The sequence below is a fragment of the Nocardioides sp. WJ219 genome, from assembly GCF_058559815.1.
In genome coordinates, this window is record NZ_JBZUJV010000002.1 from 575,536 (window position 1) to 600,469 (window position 24,934).

A 24,934-nucleotide genomic window follows, 5' to 3' on the forward strand; every position below is an offset into this window, starting at 1 on the left:
ACGAGGGCTTCGCCGGACCGGCGGGGCCCTCGTGCCGTCTCAGACGCCGAGCGGGGCGTCGGCCTCGTCGGCGTGGGCGATGTGGGCGAGCTGACGCCAGATCAGCACCACGAAGACCGCCGAGCCGGCGAAGGCGAACCAGAACGGCGCGGTCAGGCCGGCGTGCTGCGCCAGGACGCCGCCGACCGCGGACCCGACGACCAGACCGCCGAAGACGCCGACCAGGTTGACCGACCCCACCCGTCCCTGCAGGTGCGACGGCACGGCACGTTGGCGGACCGTGATCGACGTGGTGCCCCAGATGAACGCGTGGGCGCCGAAGACGAAGAAGATCGGCAGCGCGACGACCGGCGAGGTGGTCAGCGCCAGGCCGAGGTGGGTCAGGGTCTCGACGACCAGCCCGATCCGCATCAGGTCGCCCAGGCTGACGTGCCGGGTGATCCAGCCGTAGGACAGGGTGCCGACCAGCCCGCCCACCGCGCCGACCGTGGTGACCAGGCCGAAGCCGACGGCACCCAGGCCGAGCCGCTGCGTCGCGTAGAGGACGAGCACCGACCAGGCGGCGCCGAAGGTGATGTTGAAGATGAAGATGGTCAGCACCAGCGTCCGGACGGCGGCGTGGTGCCAGACCCATCGGAAGCCCTCGGCGATGTCGTGGCTGATCTTGGCCACCGAGTCGGCCTCGCGGACCGTGCCGGGCAGCACGACGCGCGAGATCAGCAGCGCGCCGAGCAGCACCAGCACCGCCTGGGCGGCGAACGGCCATGCCGACCCCACGGCGAACAGGGCTGCCCCCAGCGGCGGTCCGGCCAGCTGGTTGACGGTGATGAACCCGACCTGGAGCCGGGAGTTGGCGATCGCCAGGTCGTCGCGGTCGACCACCATCGGCAGCAGCGCGGCCGAGGCGTTGTCGGCGAACATCTCGGCGGTGCCGAGCGCGAACAGCGCCAGCAGCACCACCACGATCGAGACGGTGTCGGTGACGATGAACGTGGTCAGCACCACCAGCACACCGACCCGCACGAGGTCGACGGTCATCACGATCAACCGGCGGTCGAGGCGATCGGTGAGGACGCCGGCGTACAGGCCGAAGAGCAGCGGCGGCGCCCACACGAGGAGCGCGGCGAGGGCGACCAGGAACGGCTGGTCGGTCTGCGAGGCGACGAGCAGCGGTCCCGCCGCGATGGCGATCCCGTCACCGACGTTGGAGGTCCAGGACGAGGCCAGCAGCCACCGGAACGACGTCCCGAAGCGCTGCGGCGCGATCGCCCCGACCAGTCTGCTCACGAGGGCAGGACGCTACCGGGGCCGACGCGTCCGGTCACCCGGTTTGCGCGGCGGTCGGGTCAGGCGGGCTGCATCTCGCGCGACGGCGCGGTGTCGAGGAGCTCGGCTGCGCGCGCGGCGACGAGCCGGTCGTTCTCCTCCGAGAGCCGGAGGACCAGGGACTCCAGCTCGGCCACCCGCTTGCGGAGCCGGGCGTTGTCGGCGGCGACACGGGGGTCGCGCAGGTCGCTGTTCAGGTGGCCGATCAGCGCCTTGGCCATGTGTGAGCCTTCCGATGAGAGCGGGGGGTCCGCGTGGCATGGAGGGAGCGGGACCGTCTCCCAGAGTCCCACCACACCCCTCCATGTGCAAACCAGGCCCGCAGCCCGCGTGCGGGGAACGAGCACGCGGCGTGGGCGGGCGCAGGTCGAGCAAGCGCACGCCCGAGCCTGCGAGGGCGTGACCGCGCGTCGAACCCGGTGCGGGGCAAGGCAGTGACGAGCCGCACCAGCCGGCGCGGACCTGCGGGCGCGGGGCTTCGAGGCTCGCACCTCAGCCGCCGTCGCAAGCGTCAGTCAGGCACAGCCGGCACGACGACCCGGCGCCGCCGCGGCGCGGGCTGGCACCGCGGGCAGAAGTACGAGGACCGGTTCATGAACGCGACGCGCCGGATCGGCGTACCGCACCGGTCGCACGGCTCGTCCTGGCGGCCGTAGGCGTGCAGGGAGCGGTCGAAGTAGCCGGACTCGCCGTTGACGTTGACGTAGAGCGCGTCGAACGACGTGCCGCCCTGGTCGAGCGCCTCGGCCATCACCTCGCGGGCGTGGCCGAGCAGGCGGCGCACCTGGGCGGCGGTGAGCCGGTCGCCGGGGCGCTCGCCGTGGACCTCGGCGCGCCAGAGGGCCTCGTCGGCGTAGATGTTGCCGACGCCCGAGATCAGGCCCTGGTCGAGGAGCTGGCGCTTGACCCCGGAGGCGCGTCTGCGGACCCGGGCGACGAACAGGTCGTCGTCGAACTCCGGGTCGAGCGGGTCGCGGGCGATGTGGGCGATCTCGGGCGGCAGGTCCCCGCCGCCGGCGCTCACCGACAGGCCGCCGAACATCCGCTGGTCGACGAAGTGGACGTTGCGGTCCTCGTCGGCGCCGTCGAGCACCAGCCGGACCCGCAGGTGCCGCTCGGGGGGCGCGTCCTGCGGCTGGACCAGCAGCTGGCCGCTCATGCCGAGGTGGCCGAGCAGCGCGTCGCCGTTGTCGAGCGGGAGCCAGAGGTACTTGCCGCGGCGCCGGGCCTCGTCGATGCGCCGTCCGGTCAGGGCCGCGGCGAACCCCTCGGGACCGCGGGGGTCGCGGCGTACCGGGCGGGGGTGGAGGACGTCGACGCGGGTGATCGTGGCGCCGAGCACGTGGCGGGCCAGGCCGGCGCGGACGACCTCGACCTCGGGCAGCTCGGGCACGGTCGGGGACCCGTCAGAGGGCGGGCGTGACGGGGGCGGCCGGCTCGGTGAGGGAGGCGACGATCTCGCCGTACGCCGTCTCGGCCGCGGCCTGCTCGGCCTCCTTCTTCGACCGGCCGGTGCCGTTGCCGTAGAGCTGGCCGGCGACGCGGACCTGGGCGTGGAAGGTCTTCATGTGGTCGGGACCCTCGTCGCTGATGACGTACTCGGGCACCCCGAGGCCACGCTCGGCGGAGAGCTCCTGCAGCGAGGTCTTCCAGTCGAGACCGGCACCCATCCCCGACGCCTCGGCGATGAGCGGGTCGAAGAGCAGGTGCACGACCTCGGCGGCGACGGTGATGCCGCCGCTGAGGTGGACCGCCCCGATGACCGCCTCGACGGTGTCGGACAGGATCGACGCCTTGTGCCGCCCGCCGGTGGACTCCTCGCCGCGACCGAGCTTGACGTGGTCGCCGAGCCCGATGGTCAGCGCCACGCCCGCCAGGGCGCGTGCGTTGACCACCGCGGCCCGGAGCTTGGCGAGCCGACCCTCGGACAGGTCGGGGTGCATGGCGTAGAGCGTCTCGGTGACGACGACGCCGAGCACCGAGTCGCCGAGGAACTCGAGCCGCTCGTTGGTCGGCAGCCCGCCGTTCTCGTAGGCGAACGAGCGGTGGGTCAGGGCGAACTCGAGGAGCTCGGGGTCCAGGACGGGATCCCCGAGCGCCTCGCGCAGCCCTGCGTAGTTGGTCAGGGGACCAGCGGGCTCAGAGGACCGGGCGGAGGGCGTTGCGCGCGCCGTACTGGCCGCACTCGCCGCACGCGCGGTGCGGGAGGTGCTTGGCGTCGCAGGCCGGGTTGGCGCACGCGACCAGGGAGGGCGCGACGGCCTTCCACTGCGATCGACGGTGGCGGGTGTTGCTCCGCGACATCTTCCGCTTCGGGACAGCCATGATGGTCTCCTTGCTGGTGTTCTACTCGGTGCTGCTCGGGGTGTCGATGTCGGCCAGGGCCGACCATCGGGGGTCGATCGGTGCGTCGTGCGTGTGGTCGGGGTCGTCCTTGAGCGAGGCACCGCACTCGGTGCACAGCCCGGGACAGTCGTCTCGGCACAGCGGTTGGAACGGTAGGGCCAGCACCACGGCGTCGCGCAGCAGGGCCTCGAGGTCGAGCAGGTCGTCCTCGAGCTTGCTGACGCCGTCGTCCTCGTCGCCGTTGCCGGTCGCGTCGCGGGTGTGGTCGTCGTAGACGTACAGCTCCTGGAACGTCACGTCGAGGTCGTCGTCGATCGGGTCCAGGCACCGCACGCACTCGCCCTCGAGCGCGGCTGTCGCCGTGCCCGTGACCAGCACCCCCTCCATGACCGCCTCCAGCCGCAGGTCGAGCTCGACCGGCGAACCTTCGGGGACGGAGAGAACTTCGATGCCCAGCTCTGCCGGGGCCGGCACCGTGAGCGTCACCTGACGTTGGGACCCCGGGCGGCGGCCGAGCTCGCGGGTGTCGAGCACGAGCGGCGCTCTCGGGTCCAGGCTGGTCAGGTGATCACTTCCGGGTCCGGGCACAACAGAACTGACCCAAAGCGTACTGGTCGCGGTCGGACCTGCAAAAACGCTGCGTGGACGGTCATGCCCGCTCGGCCAGCCGGGCGGTGAGCGCCTCGAGCACGAAGGCGGGCACGAACGCCGCGATGTCGCCGCCGAAGGCCGCGACCTCCTTGACCAGGCTCGAGGAGACGAACGACTGACCGGTCGCGGTGGGCAGGAAGACGGTCTCCACGCCGGTGAGGGCAGAGTTCATGTGGGCCATCGGCAGCTCGTAGTCGAAGTCGCTCGAGGAGCGCAGTCCCTTCACGATCGCCTGGACGTCGTGCTCGACGCAGAAGTCGGTCACCAGGCCGGTGAAGCCCTCGACCCGCACGTTGGCGAAGGGGGCGACGGCGCGCTCCAGCATCGCGACCCGCTCCTCGGGCCCGAACATCCGGCTCTTGGACGGGTTGACGCCGACCGCGACGACGACCTCGTCGAAGAGCCGGGCGGCGCGGGCGACGATGTCGAGGTGGCCGTGGGTGACGGGGTCGAAGGACCCGGGGCAGACGGCCCTGCTCATGTGCGGCTCACGGTGCGTGACCGTACCAAAGCGTCGTCTCGCCGTAGCGCTTCGAGCGACCGGGCTCGAACGACGGCGGCCAGCGGGGCGGGTCGCTGCGGGTGGAGCGCTCGACGACGACGAGCGCGTCGGGGGTCACCCAGTCCTGCAGCGCCTCGAGGTCGTCGGCGAGGTCGTCGTCGGACAGGTCGTAGGGCGGGTCGCTGAACACGACGTCGAACCGGTGGGCGGGCTGCCGCCCCAGCACGTGAAAGACCCGTGCGGCGTGCACGTCGGCGTCGGCGAACCGCACGTCGCGCGCGTTGGTCCGGATGATCTCGGCCGTCGGGGCGTGCGCCTCGACGAACGTGACCGACTCCGCCCCGCGCGACCACGCCTCCAGGCCGACGGCCCCGCTGCCGGCGTACAGGTCGAGGACCCGGAGCCCGCGCAGCGAGCCCGCCCACGACTCCACCGCGCTGAACAGGGCCTCCCGCACCCGGTCGCTGGTGGGGCGGGTGCGGTCGCCGGGAGGTGTCTTGAGGCGGCGGCCCTTCGCGGTGCCGGCGATGATCCGGGTCATGGGGTGAGTGTGGTGGTGGGGGTGGTGGGTGCGGTGGCGACAGGTTCCCCGGTGCACCGGGGAACCTGTCGGTTCGGGGGCAGAACCTCAGCCCCGGAGTGCAGGTTTCCCCGGTGGACCGGGGAAACCTGCAGCACCGCAGGCACCACCAGCCCCACCCGCAACACGTCTGCCACCGCTGTCACGACTTCTCGATGAAGTCGGCGTTGGCGCTGGCCTCGAGGTCGGCGACCGCGGCGGCGAGGACCGGGGTGGCACCCAGGTCGGGGTCGGCCTCGAGCAGCGCCTCGGCGGCCTCGCGGGCCTCCACGATGGTCTGCTCGTCGCGCAGCACGCGGAGGTTCTGCAGGGTCGAGCGCCACCCCGACTGCGAGCGGCCGAGGACGTCGCCCTCGCGGCGCTGCTCGAGGTCGACGCGGCTGAGCTCGAAGCCGTCGGTGGTCGAGGCGACGGCGTCGAGCCGCTCGCGGGCCGGGGAGAGCCACGGGGTCGACGAGACCAGCAGGCACAGCCCCGGCAGGCCGCCGCGGCCCACCCGGCCGCGCAGCTGGTGGAGCTGGGAGACGCCGAACCGGTCGGCGTCGAGGAGCACGATCGCGGTGGCGTTGGGCACGTCGACGCCGACCTCGATGACCGTGGTCGAGACGAGCACGTCGATGTCTCCGGCGCCGAAGGCGCGCATGGTGGCGTCCTTGACGTCGGGGGCGAGGCGGCCGTGCAGGACGGCGAGCCGCAGCCCGGAGAGGGGGCCGTCGGCGAGCCCGGTGACGACGTCCTCGACGGCGGCCAGCGGTGGGGCGCCGGCCTCGGGGAGGAGGGCCTCGCCCTCCTCGTCGTACGTCGGCTCGTCGGCGGCGCCCTGCTCGAGCTCGTCGCCGGCGATCCGCGGGCACACGACGTAGACCTGGTGGCCCTTGTCGACCTCCTCGCGCACGCGCTGCCACACGCGGTCGATCCAGCCGGGGTGGTCGACGAGGTTGACGACGCTGGTCTGGATCTCGGCCCGCCCGGCCGGCAGCTCGCGCAGCGTCGAGACCTCGAGGTCGCCGAAGACGGTCATCGCGACCGTGCGCGGGATCGGCGTCGCCGTCATGACGAGCACGTGGGGCGGGGTGCCGGCCTTGTCGGTGAGCGCGGCCCGCTGCTCGACGCCGAACCGGTGCTGCTCGTCGACCACCACCAGCCCGAGGTCGGCGAACTGCACCCTGTCCTCGAGCAGGGCATGGGTGCCGACGACGAGGCCGGCCTCGCCGCTGCCCAGCCGCGACATCGGTCCGGTGCGCTGGGTCTTGGTCATCGAGCCGGTGAGCAGCTCGACGGTGGTACCGCCGAGCAGGGCACCCCCGGCGAGGTCGCCGAGCATCGCGCTGATCGAGCGGTGGTGCTGCTGGGCGAGCACCTCGGTGGGGGCGAGCAACGCCGCCTGTCCCCCGGAGTCGACGACCCGCAGCATCGCCCGGAGCGCGACCAGGGTCTTCCCGGAGCCGACCTCGCCCTGCAGCAGGCGGTTCATCGGGTGCGGCCGGGCCAGGTCGGCCTCCACCTGCTCCCCCACCTCGCGCTGGCCGGCGGTGAGCTCGAACGGCAGGCGCGCGTCGAACGCCGTCAGCAGCGCGCCGTCGCCGCCGTCGCGCGCCTGGGCGCCGATCGCGCGGACCGCGCGGCGCCGCTTGGCGAGCACCAGCTGGGTGACCAGGGCCTCCTCGAACCGGTAGTGGCGGTGGGCGCGGTGGACCTGGGCCGTGGTCTCGGGGGCGTGCACCCAGTCGAGCGCGGTGCGGGCGTCGACGACGTCGTACCGCTCGCGGACGGCGTCGGGCACGACCTCGGGCAGGTCGTCGACGACGGAGCGGGCGAAGGTGACGACGCGGGCGACGTCCCACGACTCGAGGTTCTTGGTGAGGGGGTAGATCGGGTAGAGGTCGCCGATCGCGTCGATGGTGGCGATGTCGTCGTCGCCGCCCTCGCCGGTGGCGCCGAACAGGACCATCTTGGGGTGGGTCAGCTGCCACTGGCCGTTGAACTGCTTGGCCTGCCCGACGAACAGGCCGGTCTGCCCCGGGCGCAGCTTGTCGGCACGCCACGCGGCCGAGCCCGAGCTGCGCGCGAAGAAGGTGATCTGCAGGCGGGGCCCGTCGGTGCGCAGCCACGTCTCGACCCGGCTCATCACCTTGTGGGTGCGCCGGTCGGTGAAGGTCTTCACGTCGCTGCGCTCGATCTCGCCGATCACGGCGAGCATCTGGCCCGGCTGCAGGTCGTCGACCTTGGTCAGGGTGCCGGTCTCGAGGTAGCGGCGAGGGAAGTGGTGCAGGAGGTCGCCGACGGTCCGCAGGCCGAGTCCGTCGGTGAACCGCTTCGCCTTCTTGGACTCGCCCAGGACCGCCGTCACGGGCGAGTCGAGCGTGATCACGCCGACACCCTCCCCCACACCACCGACATCACGGGACCCGGCTCACTCCACCGACAGCAGCAGCGGGTAGCGCTCCTGCCCGCCGTCGTAGACCACCACGTCGACGGTGGGGTGCTCGGCGTCGAGCCAGGCCGCCGCCCGCTCGGCCAGGTCGCCGCCCTCGGCGCCCGAGACCAGGGTGACCAGCTCGCCACCGCCGGCGATGAGCCGGCCCAGCACGGCGGTCGCGACGTCGTACAGCTCGGGGCCGATCACGGCGAAGTCGCCCTCGATGACGCCGAGCACGTCACCCGGCTCGCACCACCCGGCCATGGTCAGCGCCTTGCGGGCCGCGACCGTGACGGCCCCGTGGCGGGCGTGGCGCGCGGTGGCCGTCATCTCCAGGACGTCCTGGTCGAAGCTGCGGCCGGGCTCGTGCACCGCCATCGCCGCCAGGCCCTGCACCTGCGCCAGCGTCGGTACGACGGCGACCCGCAGCCCGTGGTCGGCCTCGGCGGTGCTCGCGGCGATCCGCGCGACCCGCACCGAGTCGGCGTCGTTGGGCAGCACCACGACCTCGCTGGCGCCCGCCGCCGTGACGGCCGCGAGGACCTCACCGGTCGAGGGACGACGACCCGGTCCGCCCTCGACCACGACCGCACCGGCCTCGGTGAAGACCCGGGCCAGGCCGGGTCCGGCCGCGACGGCGACGACCCGCCGTCCGGTGCGGGTCGGCGCCTGGGCGCGCCGGGCTGCCTGGTCGGCGAAGTGGGTGACCCGGATGCGGTGGGGCCGACCGGCCTCGATGCCGGCCTCGATCGCGGCGCCGACGTCGTCGACGTGCACGTGGACGTTCCACAGGCCGTCGCCGCCCACCACGACGAGCGAGTCGCCCAGGGGGGCCAGCCGGGCGCGCAGGTCGGGGACGTGGGCGTCGTCGGAGTCGAGCAGGTACATCACCTCGTACGCCGGCCCCTCCGGCCCCAGGTCGGCACCCGGGACGCTCGTGGGCGCCGTGGGCACGGGGATCGCGGGCCGGGTCACCGCCACCGGCCGGCGTCCGGTCAGCACGGTCTCGGCGGCGTCGAGGATGACGCTCACGCCGCGGCCGCCGGCGTCGACGACCCCGGCGTCGCGCAGGGCCGCGAGCTGCTCCGGCGTCCGGGCCAGGGCCTCGCGGGCGGCCTGGGCGGCGGTGGCGAAGACGTCGCGGGCCCGGGCTCCGGCGTCGGCGGCCCGCACCGCGGCCGCCTCGGACGCCGCGCGGGCCACCGTGAGCATGGTGCCCTCGACGGGCTCGCCCACCGCCCGGTAGCTCGCCTCGACGGCGTCGTGCAGGGCCTCGGCCATCACCGTCGCGTTGCGCTCGGCGGGCGTCGAGCGGGCGACCCGTCGGGCGATCGCCCCGAGCATCTCGCTGAGGATGACGCCGGAGTTGCCGCGCGCGCCGAGCAGCGCCCCGCGGGCGAACGCCGCCAGCGCCAGCCCGCGGTCCCCGCGCGGGTCGCCGCCGCCGGTGGCCTGGCGCACGGCGTCGCGGGCGGCCGAGACGGTGAGGTACATGTTGGTGCCGGTGTCGCCGTCGGGCACGGGGTAGACGTTGAGCGCGTCGATCTCCTCGCGCGCCGCGGCGAGCGCGTCGACGGCGATGTCGACGAAGCGGAGCACCACGGCCAGCTGGATGCGGTCGCTCGTCGGTGCCTCCTCCATGATCAGCAGACGCTAGCCGGTCGGCCTGCAATTTCGCGGCGCGGCACCGGTCGGATATTCTTCTTCGGTTGCCCGGACTGCCGGGCCCCTGATACGCACGAACGACTTGTAGGAGACTCACCGTGGCTGCCGTCTGCGACATCTGCGCCAAGAAGCCGACCTTCGGCAACAACCGGCCGTGGTCGCGCAAGATCACCAAGCGGCGCTTCGACCCCAACATCCAGCGGGTGCGTGCCAAGGTCAACGGCACCCCCCAGCGCCTCAACGTCTGCACCGGCTGCCTCAAGGCCGGCAAGGTCAGCCGCTGACCTGACCCGCCCCCGACCCCGGTCGGGAGCACCCGGAACGACCGTCGCCCCCGGGCGGCGGTCTTTTCGTCGTTGGCGCGGGTGGGCGCCTAGCCCAGCGCGGCAGCGTGGCGGCCGCGCGCGGGCGCCAATCGAATCAGAAGTGCGTCCAGCCGGTCGGGCCGTCGTACGCCGCACCGTCGACCGTGACCGTGCCGGGCTCGCCGGCCAGGACGGTGCCGACGACCCGCCACCCGTCGGGGACGGCCGCCTCGTCGGGGAAGGTCGCGAGCAGCGGGTGGTCGTCGCCGCCGCCGAGCACCAGGTGCAACGGGTCCATGCCGAGGGCGGCGCCCACCGCCTGCAGCGGCTCGGGCACGTCGAAGGCGGCCGAGCGCAGGTCGACCGAGACGCCGGAGGCGACCGCGACGTGGCCGAGGTCGGCCAGGAGCCCGTCGGAGACGTCGATCATCGCCGTGGCGCCGGCCTCGGCGGCGGCGCGGCCGGCGTCGTACGGCGGCTCGGGACGGCGGTAGGCCTCGACCAGCACGCGGGGCGAGCGGAAGCCGCGCCCCAGCACGGCCAGCCCGCCCGCGGCCCAGCCCTGCCGGCCGCACAGCGCGACCACCTCGCCGGGCGCGGCACCGGAGCGCAGCACGGGGGCCTCGGTGCAGGACCCGATCACGGTGATCGCCACCACGACCTGGTCGGCGCGCGTCAGGTCGCCGCCGACCACGGAGGCGCCGACGAGGGCGCACTCGGCGGCGATGCCCCGGGCCAGGTCGAGCGCCCACGCGACGGGCAGGTCGGGCGGGGCGGCGAGCCCGACGGTCAGCGAGTGGGCCCGGCCGCCCATCGCGTTGATGTCGGAGAGGTTCTGCGCGGCGGCGCGACGACCGACGTCCTCGGCGGAGGCCCAGTCGCGGCGGAAGTGGCGTCCCTCGACCGCGAGGTCGGCGGAGACCACCACGTGCCCGGTCCGGACCCGGAGCACCGCGGCGTCGTCGCCGGGCCCGACGAGCACGTGCTCGCCCTGCGGGAACAGCGCCACCAGCTCGGCGATCAGCCCGAACTCGCCGGCGTCGGACAGGGTCGCGTCGGGAGCCAGGGCCATGCCTCCATCCCACCAGACCGCCGTCCGCGGCCGGGTATCGACAGCCCGCCCGACCGCGATAGGTTGGGCGCCAGACCTCTTCCCCCGGAGAGCCGTCGCAGCCGTCGCAAAGGAGCGCACGCATGGTCGTCCAGGCCTACATCCTGATCCAGACCGACGTCGGCAAGGCGGCCGAGGTCGCCAAGGCCATCGCGCAGATCAAGGGCGTCACCCTCGCCGAGGACGTGACCGGCCCCTACGACGTCATCGTCCGCGCCGAGGCCCGCAACGTCGACGAGCTCGGCAAGCTGGTGGTGTCGAAGGTCCAGAGCCTCGACGGCATCACGCGCACGCTCACGTGCCCCGTCGTCCACATCTGACGCTGCACCCCCGACGCCCCGGCTCCGCGCGGACCCGGGGCGTCGCCGCACTCGTGGCGCTCCCGCTGGCGGTGGCACTGGCCGCGGCTCTCACCGCGTGCGACCCCGAGATCGAGACCTACGACCTCGACGACGCCGACCAGGCGGCGTGCGAGGCCTTCGTCGCCGACCTGCCCGACGAGCTCGCCGACCTCGGGCAGGTCGAGGTGGAGCCCGACGACGCCCTCGGGGCGGCGTACGGCGACCCGGCGGTCACGGTCACCTGCGGGGTCCCGGTGCCGGAGGACTTCGACGAGACCGCGCGGTGCGACGAGGTGAACGGCATCGGCTGGTACGTCCCGGCCGGCAGCGACGACGACCGCTCGACCGACCTGCGGATCTCGGCGCCGGGCTTCCGCCCGGTCGTGGAGCTGTTCGTGCCCTCGGACTACCGCCCAGCCGAGCGGCGGGTCGGCGACGCGACCACTGCCGGCGCGCTCGCCACCCTCTCCCCCCTGGTCGAGGAGCACCTCCGGCTCGAGCAGCGTTGTGACGGGTAGAGCGCCCCTGGCGGACGTCGCCATCGGGCGAGCCCGCGAGCCCGATGGCTGGCGTCCGCCACGCCAGGCGCCTGGTTGAGGAGGGTCGGCTCAGGTCCGAGCGCAGCGAGGAGCAGAGCGACCCGTCTCGAAACCCCTGTCAGCCTCGCAGGCGATCTTCTCGAAGCCGTCTGAATCAGCGCAGCCCGGTCCCCCGGGCGAGGGCGAGCGCGATCAGCCGGTCGACGAGCGTCGGGTAGTCGAGGCCGGTGGCGGCCCACATCCGGGGGTACATCGACAGCGGCGTGAATCCGGGCATGGTGTTGATCTCGTTGACCACCAGCGAGCCGTCGGGCATCACGAAGAAGTCGACGCGGGCCAGGCCCTCGCCGCCGACCGCCTCGAACGCCTGCGCCGACAGGGCCCGCAGCTCGGCGGTGAGCTCGGCGGGCAGGTCGGCAGGCACGTCGAGCTCGGTCGCCTCCTCGGGCAGGTACTTGGCCTCGAAGTCGTAGAACTCGTGCTCGCCGGTGATCCGGATCTCGGCCGGCACGCTGGTCTCGGCGCTCCCGTCGAGTGCCTGCAGCACCCCGCACTCCACCTCGCGCGCGCCCTCGGCGGCGACCTCGACCAGGACCTTGGGGTCGTGCTCGAACGCCAGCGCCAGGCAGTCGTCGAGCCCCGAGGGGTCGTGGACCTTGGAGATGCCGATGCTCGAGCCGCCGCGGGCGGGCTTGACGAACAGCGGGTAGCCGAGGGCCTCGGCCCGGCGGCGTACGTCGTCGGCGTCGGCCGCCCAGGAGCGGGTGGTCACGGTGATGCTGGGGAGCACCGGGAGGCCGGCGGCGGCGAGCACGACCTTCATGTAGGCCTTGTCCATCGAGACGGCCGAGGCGAGCACGCCCGCCCCGACGTAGCGCACGCCCGCCATCTCGAGCATCCCCTGGATCGTGCCGTCCTCGCCCCACGGACCGTGCAGCAGCGGGAAGACGACGTCGACCTCGCCGAGGGTCTCCGGCGGGCTCGACGCCGCCGAGACCACCAGGTCGGTGCCGTGCTCGACCCTGGCCAGCGCGACCGCGGCGCGGTCGCCGTCGACGCTCGGCAGCGCGTCGGCCCCGCCGATGCGCAGCCGCTCGGTGTCGCCGGACTCGAGCACCCACCGGCCGTCGCGCGCGATGCCGATCGGGACGACGTCGTAGCGCTCGCGGTCGATCGCGGCGAGCACGCTGCCGGCGGTGACGCACGAGATCGCGTGCTCGCTGGAGCGGCCGCCGAACACGACGGCGACGCGGGGCCTGGGGGTGCCGGTCACGCGGTGACCCTATCCTCGACGACATGCCGGACGAGCCAGACCTGAGCCCTGCCACGGTCGCCGTGACGGCGGGTCGCCCCCCGCACGACCCCGACCAGCCGCTCAACGTCCCGATCACCATGGCCTCGACGTACGTCGCCGGCGGCGACCTGGAGTACGGCCGCTACGGCAACCCGTCGTGGACGGCGTTCGAGGAGACCCTCGGCGCGCTGGAGGGCGGGCGCTGCCTGGCGTTCGCCTCGGGCATGGCCGCCGTCACCGCCGTGCTCGACCTGGTGGGCCACGGCGCCAAGGTCGTGATGCCCCGGCACGCCTACCAGGGCAGCATCATGGGCCTGGCCGACCTCGAGGCGCGCGGGCGGCTCGTCGCCCACCTGGTCGACGTCGAGGACGTCGACGCGGTCGTCGCGGCCTGCGCCGACGCCGCGCTGGTGTGGATCGAGTCGCCGACCAACCCGGCGCTCGAGCTCGCCGACATCGAGACCATCGCTCTCGCAGCCCACGAGGCCGGCGCCCACGTCGTCGTCGACAACACCTTCGCCACCCCCCTGCTCCAGCGGCCGATCCCGCTCGGCGCCGACATCGTCGTGCACTCGGCGACGAAGTACCTCGCGGGGCACAGTGACGCCCTGCTCGGCGCACTGGTCACCGCCGACGACGAGCTGTACGACGTGCTGCTCCGCCGCCGTTCGCTCACCGGCTCGACGCCCGGCACGCTGGAGACGTGGCTCGCGCTGCGCGGGATGCGCACGCTGCACCTGCGCGTCGAGCGCGCCCAGGCCAACGCCCAGACCCTCGTCGCCCGGCTGCGCGAGCACCCCGCGGTCGCGGAGGTCCGCTACCCCGGCTTCGGCGGCATCGTGGCGATCGTGCTCGACCAGGGCGAGCTCGCCGCCGACCTCCTGGTCCGCAAGACCCGGCTGTGGGTGCACGCCACCTCCCTCGGCGGCGTCGAGTCGACGTTCGAGCGCCGCCGCCGCTGGAAGACCGAGTCGGCGACGATCCCCGAGGCGCTGGTGCGGATGTCGGTCGGCATCGAGGACGTCGAGGACCTGTGGTCCGACCTCGTCCGCGCCCTCGACGGCCTCACCGGCTGACGCCCACACCTCGGCCGCGGAAGGCGCTCCCGCAGGGCCCGTGCTCACGGTGGGCGGTCACCTCACCGGGTCTCGACTCGACCAGCGTGCGTCGCCCGACGGTGGTCGAGCCGCGGGGACGAAATCTCCGCGAGTCGAGACCCCCGCAGGATCGCCACCTCACCGGGTCTCGACTCGGGCTCGACCGGCGTCGAGCACCGGTGGTTGAGGAGGTTGCGCTGGCAACCGTCTCGAAACCACCCGAGGATGCGCACCTCGCCGGGGTCTCGCCTCGACCAGCGTGGGCCGCTCAGCCCATCTCCGACTTCGTGTCGCGGGCCAGGATCGCGTCCATCATCTCGGTCGCGGTGAGCCGGCCCGCCACGACGTCGTCGACGTACGTCGCCACGGGGGCGTCGCAGCCGGACTGCTCGGCCAGGGCGCGCAGGGATGCGCACGACTTCGCGCCCTCGGCGACCTGGCGGGTGGAGGCGTAGATCTCCTCGGTGGTCAGGCCGCGGCCGAGCTTCTCGCCGAAGGTGCGGTTGCGCGACAGCGGGGAGGAGCAGGTGGCGACGAGGTCGCCGAGGCCGGCGAGGCCCATCAGGGTCAGGGGGTTGGCGCCGAGCCGCATGGCCAGGCGGGCCGTCTCGGCGAGCCCGCGGGTGATCAGCGAGGCGGTGGTGTTGTCGCCGAAGCCGAGCCCGACGGCCATGCCGACCGCGAGGCCGACGACGTTCTTGTAGGCACCGCCGAGCTCGCAGCCGAGCACGTCGACGCTGGTGTAGGGCCGGAACGCCGGTGAGTGCAGTCGCTTCTGCAGCAGCTTGGCGACGTCCTCGTCCTCGCAGGCGATGACCGACGCGGCCGGCTCGCGGCGCGCGATCTCCTTGGCCAGGTTGGGTCCGCTGACCACGGCGATGCGCTCGGGCCCGGCGCCGGTGACCTGGTGGATGACCTCGCTCATCCGGTTGAGGGTGCCGAGCTCGACGCCCTTCATCAGCGAGACGAGCACGGCGTCGGGCTCGACGAACGGCGCCCAGTCGGTGAGGTTGTCGCGCAGGCTCTGCGACGGCGTGGCCAGCACGACGAGGTCGGCGCCGTGCAGCGCCTTCTCGACGTCGGTGGTCGCGCCGACGGCCGGGGGCAGCTGGATGCCCGGCAGGTACTCGGAGTTCTCGCGCTCGTCGTTGATCGCGGCGGCGACCTCGTCGCGACGCGCCCAGAGGGACACCTCGTTGCCGGCGTCGGCGAGCACGATCGAGAACGCCGTGCCCCACGAACCCGCGCTGAGCACGGCGACCTTGCCCGTCATCCCGTCTGCTTCCTGTCGTGCCGGTAGGGGTTGCCGATCTCGGCGACCCCAGCCTTGCGCGGGTCGAACCGCTCGACCGGGGCCGTCTCACCCCGGATGTCCTCGACGAGGTCGGTGACCGCCCGCATGATCCGGTCGGTCGCCTCGGTGAGCACCTGCGCCGAGCGCGGACGCGCGGCCAGGTCGGCGAGGTCGACCGGGTCGCCGACGCGCACGTGGATGGTCTTGCGCGGGAACAGGTCGGGTCGCCTGCTGTACGGCGCCAGCAGCTCCTGCGCGCCCCACTGGCCGACCGGGACCACCGGGCAGCCGGTCTCGAGCGCGATCCGCGCCGCGCCCGACTTGCCCTTCATCGGCCACAGGTCGGGGTCGCGGGTGATCGTGCCCTCGGGGTAGACCACCACGCACTCACCGGCGCGCACCGCGGCCACCGCGGCGTCGTAGGCACCCACGGCGGTGGCGCTGGCACGGTGCACCGGGATCTGTCCGGCCGCGCGCAGGAAGGAGCCCAGCACCCGGTTGGTGAACAGGTCCGACTTGGCCAGGTAGCGCGGCAGGCGCCCGTGGTCGTAGCAGAAGTGCGCCGCGACGAGCGGGTCGAGGTGGGAGAGGTGGTTCAGCACCACGACGCAGCCACCGGCGGCCGGGATCTTGGTGCCGTCGACCCAGCGCGGCTTGGTGGTGAGGAGGAAGAACGGCTTGAGGATGCAGGCGCCGACCACGAACGCCCACCCGCGCGGCTCCTGGAGCTTCCTCACCCTCACAGGCGCAGGCTACTCGGCCGGGCTCCCCCGCACCTGAGCACGCCTGCTTGGATCGGAGGGTGTCCACCCCGTCGCCGGCGTACGTCGTCGTGCTGCCGGTGAAGCCCCCGGCACGCGGCAAGTCGAGGCTGCAGGGCCTCCCGGACGACCGACGCCGCGACCTCGCCACCGCCTTCGCCGTCGACACCGCGGCCGCGTGCCTGGCGGCGCCGTCGGTGCGCGCGGTGCTGGTGGTCACCGACGACGCGGTGCTGGCCTCGCGGCTGGCCGGGGCCGGCTGCGCGACCGTGCCGGACGCGGGGGACGGCCTCAACGGCACCCTGCGCCAGGCCGTCGCCGAGGCCGCGCGGCGGTGGCCAGGCACCCAGCCCGTCGCCCTGCTCGCCGACCTGCCGGCGCTGCTGGCCGCCGACCTCGAGGCCGCGCTCGCGGCGCTGGTGCCGGGCGGGGCGTCGTACGTCGCCGACGCCTCGGGGACGGGCACGACGATGTACACCGCGCCGTACGACGAGTTCGACCCGGCGTTCGGCGTCGGCTCGGCGCGGGCGCACGAGGTGGCGGGAGCGCTGCCGGTGCGCGGCGTCCTGGCCACGCTGCGGCGCGACGTCGACGACCTCGACGACCTGCGCGGGGCCGTCGCACTGGGGGTGGGCCCGGCGACGGCGCGCGTCGCGCGCGGGCTGGTCTGACCGCACGGACGCCGACGGGCCGCCCTCCCAGAGGAGGACGGCCCGTCTCGGTGCTGGCTGACTCAGGCCTTCTTGGCCGTCGTCTTCCTTGCCGTGGTCTTCTTGGCGGCCGGCGCCTTCTTGGCGGCGGTCGTCGTCTTGGCGGCCGTCGTCTTCTTGGCGGCGGTCGTCTTGGCCGGGGTGGCCTTCTTGGCGGTGGTGGTCTTGGCGGCCGTCGTCTTCTTGGCGGCGGTCGTCTTGGCCGGGGTGGCCTTCTTGGCGGCGGTCGTCGTCTTGGAGGCCGGGGCCTTCTTGGCGGCGGTCGTCGTCTTCTTGGCGGCCGTCGTCCTGGAGGCCGGGGCCTTCTTGGCGGCGGTCGTCGTCTTCTTGGCGGCCGTCGACCGGGTGGCTGCGGCAGCGGCCTTCCGCGCCGGAGCCGCGGCCTTCTTGGCTGCCGGGGCGGCAGCCTTCTTGGCCGTGCCCACCGTCAGCTTCGGCAGCTTCTTCGCGCCGGAGACGACGTTCTTGAGGTCGGCGCCGGCGGTGAACTTCGGGACCGAGGTCTTCTTCGCCTTGATCCGCTCGCCGGTCTGCGGGTTGCGCACCCAACGGGCCTCGCGCACCCGCTTCTCGAACGAGCCGAAGCCGGTGATGGCGACCTTCTCGCCCTTGGCCACCTCGCGGGTGATGGTGTCGAGAACGGACTCGAGCGCGTGAGCGGCCGCCTTCCGGTTCCCCTCGTAACGCCCGGCCAGCGCGTCGATGAGTTGTGACTTGTTCACTGTCTTCCCTTCCAGAGAACGGTGTCGATGCCGGGCGTCTGCCCGACTTTCCCTAGGCACGCTAGGCATTCGTGCGGAACGTCACAATCGCCACGCCGTACGACGACCGGGTTTTTTCCCACGGTTGAGCGGATGACGAGGCGGTTCGTGCCGGCTCGGACGAGGGAACCGAGCTGCTCGGCGCCGGCTGGTCGTCGCGCACCGATCGCGACGACGACGTGGACCGGGTCGAGAATCGCTGTCAACTGAGGGGATTCCGGCCACACGAGGCTCGGGCGGTCGACAGCTCAGGCGCGCTGGGTCGTCGGCTTCCAGCTCGGTCGGGTGGCCTCGTAGGAGGAGATGTCGGCCTCGTTGCCCAGGGTGATCCCGATGTCGTCGAGACCCTCGAGAAGACGCCACCGCGTGTAGTCGTCGATGTCGAAGGAGTCCTCGATCGCGTCGATCCCCTCGCCGGCGCGGACCGTGCGCGACTGGAGGTCGACGGTCACGGCCGCACCCGGGGTGTCCTCGAGGTAGTCCCACAACCGCTGCACGACCTTCTCGTCGACGCGGGCGGCGAGCAGGCCGGCCTTGCCGGAGTTGCTGCGGAAGATGTCGGCGAACCGCGGCGAGATGACGACCTTGAACCCGTAGTTCTGCAGGGCCCACACGGCGTGCTCGCGCGACGACCCGGTGCCGAAGTCGGGACCTGCGACCAGCACCGAGGCGCCGGCGTACGCCGGGTTGTTCAGCACGAACGCCGGGTCGTTGCGCCAGGCGGCGAAGAGGCCGTCCTCGAAGCCGTCGCGGGTGACCCGCTTGAGGTAGACGGCCGGGATGATCTGGTCGGTGTCGACGTTGCTGCGCCGCAGCGGGACGCCGACGCCGGTGTGGGTGGTGAACGCGTCCATGCTCAGGCTCCTGCCGTCACGAGGGTGTCGAGGGGCTCGAGGTCCGACGGCGACGAGAGCGTGCCGCGGACCGCGGTGGCGGCGGCGACCGGGATCGAGACCAGGTGGGTGCGACCGCCCTTGCCCTGGCGGCCCTCGAAGTTGCGGTTGGACGTCGACGCGCTGCGCTCGCCGGGGGCGAGGGTGTCGGGGTTCATGCCCAGGCACATCGAGCAGCCCGCGCCTCGCCACTCGGCGCCGGCCTCCTTGAAGATCACGTCGAGGCCCTCGTCCTGGGCCTGCATGCGCACGCGCACCGAACCGGGGACGACGAGCAGGCGGGTGGCGGGGTCGACCGTGCGGCCCTTGATGATCTCGGCGGCGAGGCGCAGGTCCTCGATCCGGCCGTTGGTGCACGAGCCGACGAACACGGTGTCGACCTTGACCTCGCGCATCGGCGTACCGGCCTCCAGGGCCATGTACTCCAGGGCCTTCTCGCACGCGATCCGGTCCTGGTCGTCGTCGAAGTCGGACGGGCTCGGCACGGTCGCGCCGAGCGGCACGCCCTGGCCGGGGTTGGTGCCCCACGTGACGAACGGCGTCATGGTCGAGGCGTCGAGGACGATCTCCTCGTCGAAGACGGCGTCGTCGTCGGTGACCAGGGTCTTCCAGTGCGCGACGGCGGCGTCCCAGTCGGCGCCCGTCGGCGCCTCGGGCCGGCCCTCGATGTAGTCGAACGTGGTCTGGTCGGGGGCGATCAGGCCGGCCTTGGCACCCCACTCGATCGACATGTTGCACACGGTCATCCGGCCCTCCATCGAGAGCTCCTCGATGGCCTGGCCGCGGTACTCGACGATGTAGCCCTGGCCGCCGCCCGTGCCGGTGTGGGCGATCAGCGTGAGGACCATGTCCTTGGCGGTGACACCGGCCGGCAGCGAGCCGTTGATGGTGACCGCCATCGTCTTGGGCTTGGCCTGCATCAGCGTCTGCGTCGCCAGCACGTGCTCGACCTCGGAGGTGCCGATGCCGAACGCGATCGCCCCGAACGCGCCGTGGGTGCTGGTGTGGCTGTCGCCGCACACGATCGTCATGCCGGGCTGGGTGAGGCCGAGCTGCGGACCCACGACGTGGACGATGCCCTGCTCGATGTCACCGAGCGGGTGCAGCCGGACGCCGAACTCCTCGGCGTTGCGGCGCAGGGTCTCGACCTGCGTGCGCGAGACCGGGTCGGCGATCGGCTTGTCCCAGTCGAGCGTGGGGACGTTGTGGTCCTCGGTGGCCAGCGTCAGGTCGGGACGGCGTACGCCGCGACCGGCGAGGCGCAGGCCGTCGAAGGCCTGCGGGCTGGTGACCTCGTGGATGAGGTGGAGATCGATGAAGAGGAGGTCGGGTTCCCCCGGTCGCGACCGGACGACGTGCTCGTCCCACACCTTCTCCGACAGGGTCCTGCCCATCTCGCCCACTCCTTCGTCTTCCCAGGGATCTCCCGGGTCACGTCACACAGGCTAGCCCTTGCGTCCCACGGAATGAGATGGGAGTATCGCCATATGGACAACTCCAGTGGCGTCGGCGTGCTCGACAAGGCCGCGCTGGTGCTCACCGCCCTCGAGTCCGGACCGGCCACGCTCGCCGGGCTGGTCGCCGGCACCGGGCTCGCCCGACCGACCGCCCACCGGCTCGCGGTCGCCCTGGAGCACCACCGCCTCGTCGCGCGCGACATGCAGGGCCGCTTCATCCTCGGCCCCCGCCTCGCCGAGCTGTCGGCCGCCGCCGGCGAGGACCGCCTGCTCGCCACCGCGGGCCCCGTGCTCGCCCGCCTGCGCGACATCACCGGCGAGTCGGCCCAGCTGTGGCGCCGCCAGGGCGAGCACCGCGTGTGCGTCGCCGCCGCCGAGCGCCCCTCCGGCCTGCGCGACACCATCCCGGTCGGCTCGCAGCTGACCATGCGCGCCGGATCGGCCGCCCAGGTGCTGCTCGCCTGGGAGGACCCCGAGCGGATGCACCGCGGCCTGCAGAACGCCGCCTTCTCCGCCGCCGCGTTGAGCGGGATCCGCCGCCGCGGCTGGGCGCAGTCGATCGGCGAGCGCGAGCAGGGCGTCGCGTCCGTCTCCGCCCCCGTCCGCTCCCCCGGCGGCAAGATCATCGCCGCCGTCTCGGTCTCCGGCCCGCTCGAGCGGCTCTCCCGCCAGCCCGGCCGCATGCACGCCCCCGCCGTCCTCGCCGCCGCCGAGCGGCTCTCGGAGTCGTTGCGGCGGGCTGCGGCGGAGTAGCACGGCGGGGCTCGGCGGAACCCCCGGCTGGCCGGGGATCCCGACCGTTGGCAGGGGTTGCTACCCCCGACAACGGTCAGAGCTCCCTGCCAGGCTCAGAACAGCGCGTCCTGCTCCAGGCCCAGCAGCAGCTGCTTGCGCTCGAGGCCGCCGGCGTAGCCGGTGAGGGTGCCGTTGGCGCCGATCACGCGGTGGCACGGGATGACGATCGGGATCGGGTTGCTGCCGTTGGCGAGGCCGACCGCGCGGGACGCGGCGTTGGTGCGGCCGATGCGGTGGGCCACCTCGCCGTACGTCACGGTCTCGCCGTAGCCGATCTCGCGCAGCTTGCCCCACACCTGCTGCTGGAACAGGGAGCCGGCGGGGTTGAGCGGCAGCTCGAAGTCCTTAAGGTCACGCGCGAAGTACGCCGCCAGCTGACGCGCACACTCGACGAGCACCGGGTGGTCGTCCTGCCGGACGCCGCGGGGGCTGCCGTCGGTGGTGGCGTCGCGGAACGGTGAGAACTCGATGGCGGTGATGGACCCGCTGCGCTCGACGAGCCGCAGCTCGCCGATGGGTGAGTCGATGACGGTCCACATCAAGACAGGCCTTTCGTCGGTGTGGTCGGGCGTGTGGTCGGGGGCGTGGTCGGGGGCATGAGCGTGTTCCAGAGGTGCATCAGGGCGTAGGAGCGCCAGGGGCGCCAGTCGTCGACCCGGCCGAGCACCTGCGCCGGGTCGTGGCCGAGGCCGCGCAGGGCGTTGCGCACTCCGATGTCGGTGGGCAGGAAGACGTCGGGGTGGGCGAGGGCGCGCATGGCGACGTAGTCGGCGGTCCACGGACCGATGCCGGGCAGCGCCACGAGCGCGGCGCGGACGGCGTCGCGCTCGGTGCCGCGGTCGAGGGCGATCTCGCCCGCGGCGAGCGACCGGGCCAGACCGACGAGGGCGCGGCCGCGGGACCGCGGCATCGGCAGCGTCTCGGGGTCGGCGTCGGCCAGCGCCGCGCTCGACGGGAACAACCGGTCGAGGCCGGGTGTGCCGGTCGTGACCGCCCGGCCGTGCGCCTCGACGAGGCGGCCGGTGACGGTGCGGGCGCCGAGCACGCTCACCTGCTGGCCGATGACGGTGCGGATCGCCGTCTCGGCACCGTCGACCTGGCCGGGCAGCCGCAGTCCCGGCGTACGCCGCGCCAGCGGTCCGACCACCGGGTCGCCGGCGAAGTGGTCGCCGACCGCGAGCGGGTCGCAGTCGGCGTCGAGCAGCCGCCGCGCGCGCTCGACCGCCGCGGCGGTGTCGCGCAGGTCGGTGAGCTCGAACCGCGCCTGCACGAACGCCGTCTGCCCCTCCTCGAGCGCGTCGGCGATGTCGAGCCGGAGCGTGCCGGGTCCGTGCGGCAGGTCGAGGGTGCGGGCGTACCACCCGTCGCCGGCGAGCTCGACGCCCGGCACCACGTGGTAGGCGAGGAAGTCGAGCAGCGCCCGGCCGGCGAACGGCGTGCGAACGGCCAGGCGCATCGTGACCGCGCCCGGGGTGCGCACCCCGCCGCGCCGACCGCGCAGGTCGGTGGGACTCGCGGCGTAGACCTCGCGGACGGTGTCGTTGAACTGCCGGACGCTGGAGAACCCGGCGGCGAACGCGATGTCGGCGTAGCCGAGGTCGGTGGTCTCGATCAGCACCCGCGCCGTCTGGGCGCGCTTGGCGCGGGCCAGGGCGAGCGGACCCGCGCCGAGCTCGGCGGTCAGCAGCCGGCCGAGGTGCCGCGGGGTGTAGCCCATCCGGGTCGCCAGCCCCTCGACGCCCTCGCGGTCGACGACGCCGTCGGAGATCAGGCGCATGGCGCGGCCGGCGACGTCGGCGGAGACGTCCCAGTCGGGGCTGCCCGGCGTGGCGTCGGGGAGGCAGCGCTTGCAGGCGCGGTAGCCGGCTGCCTGGGCCGAGGCGGGGCTGACGTGGAAGGTCACGTTGGCGTACGCCGGCGTGCGGGCCGGGCACGAGGGGCGGCAGTAGATGCCGGTGGTGCGCACGGCGACGTAGAAGACCCCGTCGAAGCGTCGGTCGCGGGACTTCACCGCGCCGTAGCACGTCTCGGGATCGAGGCGCTGGAACGTTGTCATGACATCCATCATGGTGCCCCACGCGGCCTCGTTCTGGCGGGAATCGGACACCGCCGCGGCGGGGTCCATCCGCCCCGCGCTGCCGATCCGGCCCCCGGTAGCCATGCTTCTGGGAGGATTCCCGGGTGAGCGAGACCACAGCACCGGACGCCGGGCCCGCCGGCGCGTCGCCCGAGCAGCCCGCGGCGCGGCGTACCCACCGGCGCACGGTCTGGACGACGATCGTGGCGAGCCAGCTGGTGGTGGCGATGATCGCCGCGCTCGGGACCTACCTGGTGCACCGCGACCTCAACGACAACATCGTCGAGGGCGAGCGGGTGGAGCACCGGGTCGAGGAGGTGCTGCCCGACGGCGTCACGAAGGACTCCCCCGACAAGCCGCTCAACATCCTGGTCATGGGCTCCGACTCCCGTGTCGGCCAGGGCAACGAGATCGACGGCGAGAACGCCGACGGCACCGAGCGCTCCGACACCGTGATCCTGCTGCACGTCTCGCGCGACCGCGAGAACGCCTTCGGCGTCAGCCTGCCGCGCGACGCGATCGTCGACCGGCCCGACTGCATGGTCGACGGCAAGACGTTCGAGGGCGAGGCCGGCGTCCGCTTCAACACGGCCTTCGAGGTGGGCGGTCCCGTCTGCACGCTGCAGACCGTCGAGGAGCTGACGGGGATCCACGTGCACCACTTCCTGGTCCTCGACTTCAACGGGTTCAAGGACATGGTCGACGCCGTCGACGGCGTCGAGGTCTGCATCCCCACCGAGGTCGACGACCCCGAGCACGGCATCTTCTTCGAGGCCGGCACCCAAACGCTGACCGGGCAGGACGCCCTCAACTACGTGCGCGAGCGCTCCCAGCTCTCGGTCACCGGCGACATCGGGCGGATGAAGCGCCAGCAGGCGTTCATCGCCTCGATGATCAACAAGGTGATGTCGGCCGGCACCCTCTCGCAGCCGAAGAAGGTCTACGACTTCCTCGGCGCCGTGACGTCGTCGATCCAGACCGACGACCGCCTCGACTCCGTCGGCAGCCTGTTCGACCTCGCCATGGAGTTCCGCGACACCGGCCTGGACATGATCAAGTTCATCACCGTCCCCGTCGAACCCGACCCGGAGAACCCGACCGTCACGCTGGTGTGGTCGGCCGCCGCCGACGACCTGTGGGAGCGGATCAAGCAGGACCAGAAGCTCGGCAAGGACTTCAGCGAGGGCAGCATCGGCGCCGACGAGGAGGTCGGCACCGAGTCCGAGGACGACGACGCCGGTACGTCGGGCGGCTCGGGTGCTAGTAGCGGCTCCGGCGGCTCCAGTGGCTCCGGGGACAGCGATCGTGCCGAGGAGCGGCGACAGGCCGGTCTCTGCGCCTGAGGTGTGGTGTTCCGGGGTCGCGGCGGCCCTGCGGGGGGCGCTGGGTGCCGGAGCCGGTTGCAGGATTCCCCGGTGAACGGGGTACTCCTGCAGCCCCGCCCCACTGGTCACATCTCGCGCAGCGGCACCACTGACCGGGCAAGACCTGAAGTTCCCGGGCAATGTAGTGCCCGGGAAGTTCAGACTTCCCCGGTCCACCGGTGAAATCTCGACCCGCCCCGGCAGCCCCGGATTTCACCCGGGCGTGGGGGTCAGCGCGGCGGTGGTCTCGAGACGGTTGCTGCGCAACCTCCTCGACCATCGTCGGCGGCGGTCGCCGACTCCGCCCCACAACGCCAGAACCCGCGCCCAGGGGGCGCGGGTTCCGAGGTGTACCCCCGACCGGATTCGAACCGGCGCTAACGCCGTGAGAGGGCGCCGTGCTAGGCCGCTACACAACGGGGGCATATCCGTGACCATCACTGGCGAGGACCTGCGGAACCTTACCGAAGCCGCTGGTCACGGGACAAATCGTGGCTCGGGAGCCACGATCTCGCTGGGATACTAGGACTCGAACCTAGAACGACTGGACCAGAACCAGCTGTGTTGCCAATTACACCATATCCCACTGTTCTACTGTGCTTCTGGCTCTCGAAAACCGGGGAACCGGACGCTCCGAAGGCCGACA

Annotated in this window: 26 protein-coding genes and 2 tRNA genes; 7 read left to right on the forward strand and 21 right to left on the reverse strand. The window is 73.0% G+C overall.

The genetic code is table 11. The features are described from left to right. Positions 1 to 39: 39 nt before the first annotated feature. The 10 genes from AC4MBH_RS06825 to AC4MBH_RS06870 form a co-directional block, all read right to left on the reverse strand. On the reverse strand, positions 40 to 1,287 hold the full coding sequence (locus AC4MBH_RS06825; protein WP_491793741.1) for an MFS transporter: 1,248 nt from the start codon (positions 1,285 to 1,287) through the stop codon (positions 40 to 42). Between the two features lie 59 nt (positions 1,288 to 1,346). Continuing rightward, a complete protein-coding gene (locus AC4MBH_RS06830; protein WP_491793743.1) occupies positions 1,347 to 1,547 on the reverse strand; it encodes a hypothetical protein in 201 nt (66 codons plus the stop codon). Between the two features lie 290 nt (positions 1,548 to 1,837). Then, positions 1,838 to 2,719 (reverse strand): bifunctional DNA-formamidopyrimidine glycosylase/DNA-(apurinic or apyrimidinic site) lyase, encoded by an 882-nt coding sequence (mutM, locus tag AC4MBH_RS06835; RefSeq protein WP_491793744.1) that lies wholly within the window; start codon positions 2,717 to 2,719, stop codon positions 1,838 to 1,840. Between the two features lie 13 nt (positions 2,720 to 2,732). Further along, complete coding sequence (gene rnc / locus AC4MBH_RS06840) at positions 2,733 to 3,452, reverse strand: ribonuclease III (RefSeq protein WP_491794139.1); 720 nt, start codon at positions 3,450 to 3,452, stop codon at positions 2,733 to 2,735. Between the two features lie 13 nt (positions 3,453 to 3,465). Beyond that, on the reverse strand, positions 3,466 to 3,651 hold the full coding sequence (gene rpmF, locus AC4MBH_RS06845; protein WP_491794141.1) for a 50S ribosomal protein L32: 186 nt from the start codon (positions 3,649 to 3,651) through the stop codon (positions 3,466 to 3,468). A gap of 21 nt (positions 3,652 to 3,672) precedes the next feature. After that, on the reverse strand, positions 3,673 to 4,206 hold the full coding sequence (locus AC4MBH_RS06850; protein WP_491793746.1) for a YceD family protein: 534 nt from the start codon (positions 4,204 to 4,206) through the stop codon (positions 3,673 to 3,675). Positions 4,207 to 4,321: 115 nt separating this feature from the next. Continuing rightward, positions 4,322 to 4,804, reverse strand: a complete 483-nt coding sequence (gene coaD / locus AC4MBH_RS06855) for a pantetheine-phosphate adenylyltransferase (RefSeq protein WP_491793747.1) — start codon at positions 4,802 to 4,804, stop codon at positions 4,322 to 4,324. Between the two features lie 7 nt (positions 4,805 to 4,811). Next, positions 4,812 to 5,423: a 16S rRNA (guanine(966)-N(2))-methyltransferase RsmD gene (gene rsmD, locus AC4MBH_RS06860; protein WP_491793748.1), complete on the reverse strand. Its 612-nt coding sequence runs from the start codon at positions 5,421 to 5,423 to the stop codon at positions 4,812 to 4,814. Between the two features lie 124 nt (positions 5,424 to 5,547). After that, positions 5,548 to 7,776: an ATP-dependent DNA helicase RecG gene (locus AC4MBH_RS06865; RefSeq protein ID WP_491793750.1), complete on the reverse strand. Its 2,229-nt coding sequence runs from the start codon at positions 7,774 to 7,776 to the stop codon at positions 5,548 to 5,550. 42 nt (positions 7,777 to 7,818) lie between these two features. After that, positions 7,819 to 9,465, reverse strand: coding sequence for a DAK2 domain-containing protein (locus tag AC4MBH_RS06870; protein WP_491793751.1), 1,647 nt, complete (start codon positions 9,463 to 9,465; stop codon positions 7,819 to 7,821). Positions 9,466 to 9,587: 122 nt separating this feature from the next. On the opposite strand from AC4MBH_RS06870, the gene rpmB reads away from it, so the two are divergent. Beyond that, positions 9,588 to 9,773, forward strand: coding sequence for a 50S ribosomal protein L28 (gene rpmB / locus AC4MBH_RS06875; RefSeq protein ID WP_148614461.1), 186 nt, complete (start codon positions 9,588 to 9,590; stop codon positions 9,771 to 9,773). Positions 9,774 to 9,909: 136 nt separating this feature from the next. Here rpmB and AC4MBH_RS06880 read toward each other — a convergent pair whose 3' ends face one another. Further along, positions 9,910 to 10,866, reverse strand: coding sequence for a thiamine-phosphate kinase (locus tag AC4MBH_RS06880; RefSeq protein WP_491793753.1), 957 nt, complete (start codon positions 10,864 to 10,866; stop codon positions 9,910 to 9,912). A 122-nt stretch (positions 10,867 to 10,988) separates the two neighbouring features. On the opposite strand from AC4MBH_RS06880, the gene AC4MBH_RS06885 reads away from it, so the two are divergent. Together AC4MBH_RS06885 and AC4MBH_RS06890 are read left to right on the forward strand one after the other, a co-directional pair. Next, positions 10,989 to 11,225: an Lrp/AsnC family transcriptional regulator gene (locus AC4MBH_RS06885; RefSeq protein ID WP_491793754.1), complete on the forward strand. Its 237-nt coding sequence runs from the start codon at positions 10,989 to 10,991 to the stop codon at positions 11,223 to 11,225. Between the two features lie 53 nt (positions 11,226 to 11,278). Continuing rightward, a complete protein-coding gene (locus AC4MBH_RS06890) occupies positions 11,279 to 11,764 on the forward strand; it encodes a DUF3515 domain-containing protein (RefSeq protein WP_491793755.1) in 486 nt (161 codons plus the stop codon). A 175-nt stretch (positions 11,765 to 11,939) separates the two neighbouring features. On the opposite strand, the gene AC4MBH_RS06895 is transcribed toward AC4MBH_RS06890, so the two are convergent. Further along, positions 11,940 to 13,058, reverse strand: a complete 1,119-nt coding sequence (locus AC4MBH_RS06895; RefSeq protein WP_491793756.1) for a D-alanine--D-alanine ligase family protein — start codon at positions 13,056 to 13,058, stop codon at positions 11,940 to 11,942. 23 nt (positions 13,059 to 13,081) lie between these two features. Here AC4MBH_RS06895 and AC4MBH_RS06900 point away from each other — a divergent pair, with 23 nt between their 5' ends. Next, the gene (locus AC4MBH_RS06900) at positions 13,082 to 14,155 is read left to right on the forward strand and encodes a trans-sulfuration enzyme family protein (RefSeq protein ID WP_491793758.1); all 1,074 of its coding nucleotides are present in this window, start codon (positions 13,082 to 13,084) and stop codon (positions 14,153 to 14,155) included. Positions 14,156 to 14,444: 289 nt separating this feature from the next. Here the strand turns inward: AC4MBH_RS06900 and AC4MBH_RS06905 are convergent, their stop codons facing one another. Further along, positions 14,445 to 15,449 (reverse strand): NAD(P)H-dependent glycerol-3-phosphate dehydrogenase, encoded by a 1,005-nt coding sequence (locus AC4MBH_RS06905; protein ID WP_491793759.1) that lies wholly within the window; start codon positions 15,447 to 15,449, stop codon positions 14,445 to 14,447. Further along, positions 15,446 to 16,213, reverse strand: a complete 768-nt coding sequence (locus tag AC4MBH_RS06910) for a lysophospholipid acyltransferase family protein (protein WP_491793761.1) — start codon at positions 16,211 to 16,213, stop codon at positions 15,446 to 15,448. The genes AC4MBH_RS06905 and AC4MBH_RS06910 overlap by 4 nt, the downstream gene beginning before the upstream one ends. Positions 16,214 to 16,272: 59 nt before the next feature. Here AC4MBH_RS06910 and cofC point away from each other — a divergent pair, with 59 nt between their 5' ends. Further along, positions 16,273 to 16,902 (forward strand): 2-phospho-L-lactate guanylyltransferase, encoded by a 630-nt coding sequence (cofC, locus tag AC4MBH_RS06915; protein WP_491793763.1) that lies wholly within the window; start codon positions 16,273 to 16,275, stop codon positions 16,900 to 16,902. A gap of 62 nt (positions 16,903 to 16,964) precedes the next feature. On the opposite strand, the gene AC4MBH_RS06920 is transcribed toward cofC, so the two are convergent. The 3 genes from AC4MBH_RS06920 to leuC form a co-directional block, all read right to left on the reverse strand. Continuing rightward, positions 16,965 to 17,663, reverse strand: coding sequence for an HU family DNA-binding protein (locus tag AC4MBH_RS06920; protein WP_491793764.1), 699 nt, complete (start codon positions 17,661 to 17,663; stop codon positions 16,965 to 16,967). A gap of 287 nt (positions 17,664 to 17,950) precedes the next feature. Beyond that, positions 17,951 to 18,556, reverse strand: coding sequence for a 3-isopropylmalate dehydratase small subunit (gene leuD, locus AC4MBH_RS06925; protein ID WP_491793766.1), 606 nt, complete (start codon positions 18,554 to 18,556; stop codon positions 17,951 to 17,953). 2 nt (positions 18,557 to 18,558) lie between these two features. Further along, positions 18,559 to 19,989 carry a 3-isopropylmalate dehydratase large subunit gene (gene leuC, locus AC4MBH_RS06930; protein WP_491793768.1) on the reverse strand — a complete coding sequence of 477 codons (1,431 nt, stop codon included), beginning with the start codon at positions 19,987 to 19,989 and terminating at the stop codon, positions 18,559 to 18,561. A 93-nt stretch (positions 19,990 to 20,082) separates the two neighbouring features. Between leuC and AC4MBH_RS06935 the strand changes: the two genes are divergently transcribed. Beyond that, on the forward strand, positions 20,083 to 20,805 hold the full coding sequence (locus AC4MBH_RS06935) for an IclR family transcriptional regulator (protein WP_491793770.1): 723 nt from the start codon (positions 20,083 to 20,085) through the stop codon (positions 20,803 to 20,805). A gap of 95 nt (positions 20,806 to 20,900) precedes the next feature. Here the strand turns inward: AC4MBH_RS06935 and AC4MBH_RS06940 are convergent, their stop codons facing one another. Then, on the reverse strand, positions 20,901 to 21,386 hold the full coding sequence (locus AC4MBH_RS06940) for a methylated-DNA--[protein]-cysteine S-methyltransferase (RefSeq protein WP_491793772.1): 486 nt from the start codon (positions 21,384 to 21,386) through the stop codon (positions 20,901 to 20,903). Beyond that, the gene (locus tag AC4MBH_RS06945; protein WP_491793773.1) at positions 21,386 to 22,903 is read right to left on the reverse strand and encodes an AlkA N-terminal domain-containing protein; all 1,518 of its coding nucleotides are present in this window, start codon (positions 22,901 to 22,903) and stop codon (positions 21,386 to 21,388) included. Before AC4MBH_RS06945 ends, AC4MBH_RS06940 begins: the two co-directional genes overlap by 1 nt. 125 nt (positions 22,904 to 23,028) lie before the next feature. Here AC4MBH_RS06945 and AC4MBH_RS06950 point away from each other — a divergent pair, with 125 nt between their 5' ends. Beyond that, a complete protein-coding gene (locus AC4MBH_RS06950; protein WP_491793775.1) occupies positions 23,029 to 24,267 on the forward strand; it encodes an LCP family protein in 1,239 nt (412 codons plus the stop codon). A gap of 372 nt (positions 24,268 to 24,639) precedes the next feature. Here the strand turns inward: AC4MBH_RS06950 and AC4MBH_RS06955 are convergent. Then, positions 24,640 to 24,712 (reverse strand) — tRNA-Glu (locus tag AC4MBH_RS06955). Positions 24,713 to 24,802: 90 nt separating this feature from the next. Next, positions 24,803 to 24,874: transfer RNA gene (locus AC4MBH_RS06960), tRNA-Gln, on the reverse strand. Positions 24,875 to 24,934 lie beyond the last annotated feature (60 nt).